Annotated in this window: 1 pseudogene; it reads left to right on the top strand. The window is 26.9% G+C overall.

Going from position 1 to position 647, the window contains the following annotated elements:
- Positions 1 to 188: 188 nt before the first annotated feature.
- Positions 189 to 647, top strand: a pseudogene (locus KI356_RS27475) (lipopolysaccharide biosynthesis protein); the annotation flags it as partial.

Genomic DNA, 647 nt, shown 5'->3' on the forward strand with positions numbered 1-647 from the left:
AAGAATATGTTATTGTTTAGAACTTGATACATTCTATAGGAAATTATTGCGCTCATTCTAAAAATGAAAATATATGGGAAGTTGTATGGGTATTAGCTTTGTTTATAGTATTAATTACAGCTTATACAAAAAGTAATTGTTTGAAATATTAATATATTTCCGTAGAAAAAGTATGGGTGTGGGAAAAGATGAGAGTGAAAAATTCGGTAATTAATATTTCAGTCGGTTTGGGAAACCAAATTATTATTACCTCGTTAAGTTTTATTTCGAGAACCGTTTTTATAAGGACACTAGGAGTTGAATATTTAGGGATAAATGGACTTATTACGAATATATTAGCCATGTTAGCTTTGGTAGAAGCAGGTGTAGGCGCTAGTATAATGTATAGTCTATATAAGCCAGTTGCAGATAATGATCAAAGTAAAATTAATGTACTTATGAAGTTATATCGAAATGCATATATGATAATCGCTTTAATTGTATTGCTACTAGGATTATCTATCATGCCCTTTCTAGATTATTTTGTAAAAGATACAACTGTTGAAAATATACATTTGATTTATAGTATTTTTTTATTTAATACTGTTGCACCTTATTTATATTTGCATAAAAATTCCTTTTTAAATATTTGTCAAAAGAATTATATT

This window comes from Bacillus hominis, from assembly GCF_018332515.1.
In the GTDB taxonomy this organism is placed as follows: domain Bacteria; phylum Bacillota; class Bacilli; order Bacillales; family Bacillaceae_G; genus Bacillus_A; species Bacillus_A hominis.